Raw genomic sequence first — 4,628 nt, 5'->3', positions numbered from 1 at the left:
GGCGGGGCCGGCTATGGAAGAGGGCCGGGCAGCGGTTGAATATATGTTGCCCGCGATTCGGGCTCGGTTAGGGATGGAGTGAGGGTTTTTTTGCCTGTGCGGCGCTTGTTTCTGGTTGCCTACGGCGTTGGCCTTTCCTTGATCTGATTTTTTGGCCTTTCCTTGAATTGTTATTGGTTTATTAGCGTCGCCCCTGTGCGGGGCGGGCACTTACTTCTCTTTGCCGCCGCAAAGAGAAGTAAGCAAGAGAAAGCGGCTCACACCGCTAATTTTTAAGCGGGTCCCCCGCACAGCCGCGGTAGTGGTGCATCTGGAATCAGTGTTCTCGCACATTCGACGCTAGTGACCAGGCAGTCATACTTCCCGCCTCGCACGATGTGCTCGCCGGAAGGGTCTATCTTCGATGCCGTGGCATTGGTCGAGCGTCGTGAGGGCCATCGGCTACGCCTCGGCGATGCGCCCCAACCTGCAGCGCGAAGAAGCAAGCAACTGCCACCGTCGCGGAAAAACAGAGAGGCCGAAAGGACACACGGCACGGATGAAAAGCGGCGAAAGCGAAAGCGAAAGCGAAAGCGAAAGCGAAAGCGAAAGCGAAAAGACAATATGCGCTGCGGCTACGGCGCGAAATGAAATGTGAACCCGGAAGTGCGGCGATGGGCCAAGCGAAGCCTGTGGCTCCGGCGCGCATGAACGAAGCCCCGTGTTTTCAGTGGCCCCTTCCGGCGAGCACACAGTGCGAGGCGGGAAGCATGACTGCCTGGTCACTAGCGTCGAATGTGCGAGAACCCAGATTCCAGATGCGCCACTACCGTGGCTGTGCGGGGGACCCGCTTAAGAGTCAGCGGTTTGAGCCGCTTTCTCTTGCTTACTTCTCTTTGCGGCGGCAAAGAGAAGTAAGTGCCCGCCCCGCACAGGGGCGACGCTAATAAACCAATATCAAATCAAGGAAAGGCCACCGCCGTAGGCAACCAGACGAACAAGCGCCGCGCAGCACCGGCTTAAGGAAAGGCCCACGCCGTAGGCAACCAGCCAAAGCCCCGCGCAGGCAATCTCTTCAAGGAAAGGCCAACGCCGCAGGCAACCAGAAACAAGCGCCGCGCAGGCACCCAGATCAAGGAAACACCAACGCCATAGGCAAACATCAACAACCCCCGCCGCCGCAAGGCCTCTAACCTCTATCAAAAAAGCGACCCAAAACCTGCAAAATCCCTCAACCCCGCGCAGCGCACAAACCTGATCTCTCTTGCAAAACCACGCCCCGGCAAGCCTCCGCCGCGCCCGGCGGCCTCTTGCTGCACTGCAGCACACGTCATCCTCCTCTTTGAGAAATTAATTCCAGCTTGCGAGACTCCGCGCCATACCGGATGGGTCGGCGCAATCACCCCCTCGACCCCATCCACCACATCCTCAATAAACCTGGATGGAGACACGCGTGTTCCTTTACGGCTTTGGTCCGGTGTTGCTGGCCGGCACGATCCAGACGATCGAGCTGTCCGTCCTGTCGCTGGCAGCCGCCGTGCTGCTCGGCCTCGCGGGCGCAGCGGCGAAACTCTCCTTCAACCGCCCCCTGCGCGCAATCGCCACCGGCTATACGACGCTGATCCGCTCGGTGCCCGACCTCGTCCTGATGCTGCTGCTCTTCTACAGCATCCAGATCGCCGTCAACAATCTCACCGACGCCCTCAACCTGCCGCAGTTCGATATCGATCCGTTCGTGGCCGGTGTGCTGACGCTCGGCTTCATCTACGGCGCGTATTTCACCGAGACCTTCCGCGGCGCGTTTCTCGCCGTGCCGCGCGGTCAGCTCGAAGCAGGCAGCGCATACGGCATGAGCGGCGCACGCGTGTTCACGCGCATCCTGTTTCCGCAGATGATGCGCTTCGCGCTGCCCGGCATCGGCAACAACTGGCAGGTACTGGTCAAGGCCACGGCGCTGGTGTCGATCATCGGTCTCGCCGATGTCGTCAAAGCCGCCCAGGACGCCGGCAAGAGCACCTTCAACATGTTCTTCTTCATTCTGGTCGCCGCCCTGATCTATCTGGCGATCACCACCGCGTCGAATCTCGTGCTGATCTGGCTGGAAAAGCGCTATTCAATCGGCGTGCGGCACGCGGAGCTCTAAAACCATGATCGACATTCTCAATCAATTCTGGCGCGCGTTCCTGTACTGGGACGGTCAGCGCCTGTCCGGTCTGGCGGTCACGCTATGGCTGCTGGTGGCATCGGTCGGGATCGGCTTTTGCGCGGCCATTCCGCTCGCGGTGGCGCGTGTGTCGAAGAAGCGCTGGCTGTCGACACCCGTGCGTCTTTACACTTACGTGTTTCGCGGCACACCGTTGTACGTGCAACTGTTGCTGATCTACACCGGCATGTACAGCCTCGAATTCGTGCGCTCGCATCAACTGCTGGATGCGTTTTTCCGCAGCGGCTTTCACTGCGCGATCCTCGCTTTCGCACTGAACACCTGCGCGTACACCACCGAAATCTTCGCCGGCGCGATCCGCTCGACCTCGCATGGCGAAGTGGAAGCGGCCCGTGCCTACGGCATGAGCTGGTTCACGATGTATCGCCGCATTGTGATACCGTCCGCGCTGCGCCGGGCGCTGCCGTTGTACAGTAACGAAGTCATCCTGATGCTGCACGCCACCACGGTCGCGTTTACGGCCACGGTGCCGGATATCCTCAAGGTGGCGCGCGATGCGAACTCGGCCACCTACCGGTCGTTCGATTCGTTCGGGCTCGCGGCGCTGATTTACCTCGTGGTGTCGTTCGCGCTGGTAGCGTTGTTCCGCCGTGCCGAGCGTCATTGGCTGGGCTATCTGGCGGTGCGCACGCACTGAAGAGGCGTGTTTCGATGCAGCGGCGCGGCTGGCGCGCGCCGTCACGTAGTTCGATTTGATCCGTATTCTCAAAGGGAGAGCATCTTGCTCCACACCACTCAAACCGAAGCTTGCAAGCTCGCCGTTCAGGACATCCACAAGCGCTACGGCGACAACGAAGTGCTCAAGGGTGTGTCGCTCAACGCGAATAAGGGTGACGTGATCAGCATCATCGGCGCGAGCGGGTCGGGCAAGAGCACCTTTCTGCGCTGCATCAATTTTCTGGAGCGGCCGAACGCGGGGCAGATCGTCGTCGACGGCGAAATGGTGAAAACCAAGGCCGACCGCGCCGGCAATCTGGAAGTCGCCGATCACAAGCAGTTGCAACGCATCCGCACGAAACTCGCGATGGTGTTCCAGCACTTCAACTTGTGGGCGCACATGAACGTGATCGAGAACATCGTCGAAGCACCGATTCATGTGCTCGGCATGTCGCGTCGCGAAGCCGAAGAAAGGGCGCGTGAATATCTCGAGAAGGTGGGTCTCGCGCCGCGTCTGGAAAAGCAGTATCCGTCGCATCTGTCGGGCGGTCAGCAGCAGCGCGTGGCGATTGCGCGTGCGCTGGCAATGAACCCTGACGTGATGCTGTTCGACGAACCCACCTCGGCGCTCGACCCCGAACTGGTGGGTGAAGTGCTGAAGGTGATGCAGAAGCTCGCCGAAGAAGGCCGCACGATGATCGTCGTCACGCACGAAATGGGTTTCGCGCGCAACGTGTCGAATCACGTGATGTTCCTGCACCAGGGCCGTACCGAAGAAGAGGGCTTGCCCGCCGACGTGCTGACCACGCCGCGCAGCGAACGGCTCAAGCAGTTCCTGTCCGGCAGTCTGAAGTAACGCGCGGCTCGCGCTTTTCGCGTTTCATTCGCGCTTTATTCGTGTTTTATCAATAGATGATGGCTCGCACGTCCAGCCCGGCTCGCACCACGCAGGTCGCAATCGTCGCCTTGCCGCCGGTGTCGATGTCGGGCGTCGGGCCGATCGTCGACGCGCTCAATCTCGCCAACGAAATCGACGGCCGGGCGCTATACCGCGTGCAGGTGTGTTCGTGGGACGGCCGCGCGGTGCCCTTGTCGGGCGGCGCGCAATGGCCGGCCGATGCCGCTTTCGGCGATGCGATTTCGTGTGACTGGCTGATCATCGTCAGCGAGCGGTTCCAGCAATTCGCCGACTACCGGCTGTTTCTTGCCAGTCTGTCGCGCGTCGGGCAGCGCACGCCGCTCGTCACCGGCATTCATCACGGCGTCTGGTGGCTTGCCATGGCGGGGCAGTTGTCCGGCTATCGGGTCAGCGTCAACTGGGAAACCTATCAGCAGTTCTCCGAGCAGTTCGAACGCTCGATCGTCACCCAGCAGATCTTCGAAATCGACCGCGATCGCGCCACCTGCGCGGGCGGTCAGGCGACCGTCGACTTCATGCTCGCGATGATCGGCCGGGAGCATGGGCCGGAGCTCGCGGAGCGTATCGCGGATACGCTTGGCGTCGGCACGCTGCGCGCAGGCGAGGAGCGGCAGCGCATTCCGTTCGTGACCGCGCCGGGCGAGCGCCATCCGAAGCTCAACGACGCGCTGCAACTGATGGAAGCAAACATAGAAGACCCACTCGCCACCGATGAAATCGCCGGCCTTGTCGGTATCTCACGACGCCAGCTCGAACGGCTGTTTCGACAGTACCTCGGCGCGATGCCATCGAAGTACTACGTCAACCTGCGCCTCATCAAAGCACGCACGCAATTGCAGCGCACCAGCA

General features: G+C 61.0%; 4 protein-coding genes. All 4 read left to right on the top strand.

The genetic code is table 11. The annotated features are described in order from the left end of the window. Window positions 1-1,432: 1,432 nt before the first annotated feature. Window positions 1,433-2,122, top strand: coding sequence for an ABC transporter permease (locus tag QOC89_RS29570; RefSeq protein WP_012432581.1), 690 nt, complete (start codon window positions 1,433-1,435; stop codon window positions 2,120-2,122). Window positions 2,123-2,126: 4 nt separating this feature from the next. After that, complete coding sequence (locus tag QOC89_RS29565; RefSeq protein ID WP_323048284.1) at window positions 2,127-2,840, top strand: ABC transporter permease; 714 nt, start codon at window positions 2,127-2,129, stop codon at window positions 2,838-2,840. An 84-nt stretch (window positions 2,841-2,924) separates the two neighbouring features. Then, window positions 2,925-3,716, top strand: coding sequence for an ABC transporter ATP-binding protein (locus tag QOC89_RS29560; RefSeq protein ID WP_179741802.1), 792 nt, complete (start codon window positions 2,925-2,927; stop codon window positions 3,714-3,716). Between the two features lie 59 nt (window positions 3,717-3,775). Continuing rightward, a partial coding sequence (locus tag QOC89_RS29555) for a GlxA family transcriptional regulator (RefSeq protein ID WP_323048283.1) occupies window positions 3,776-4,628 on the top strand: 853 nt, incomplete at its 3' end.

Source organism: Paraburkholderia sp. (genome assembly GCF_034668105.1).
GTDB lineage: Bacteria > Pseudomonadota > Gammaproteobacteria > Burkholderiales > Burkholderiaceae > Paraburkholderia.
Note: the sequence above shows the minus strand (reverse complement) of the source record. Positions and strands in the feature narration are given on the sequence as shown.

Excerpts from the sequence above, each read along its gene's own strand:
- QOC89_RS29565 (WP_323048284.1), top strand. The coding sequence starts at position 2,127 with ATGATCGACATTCTCAATCAATTCTGGCGCGCGTTCCTGTACTGGGAC.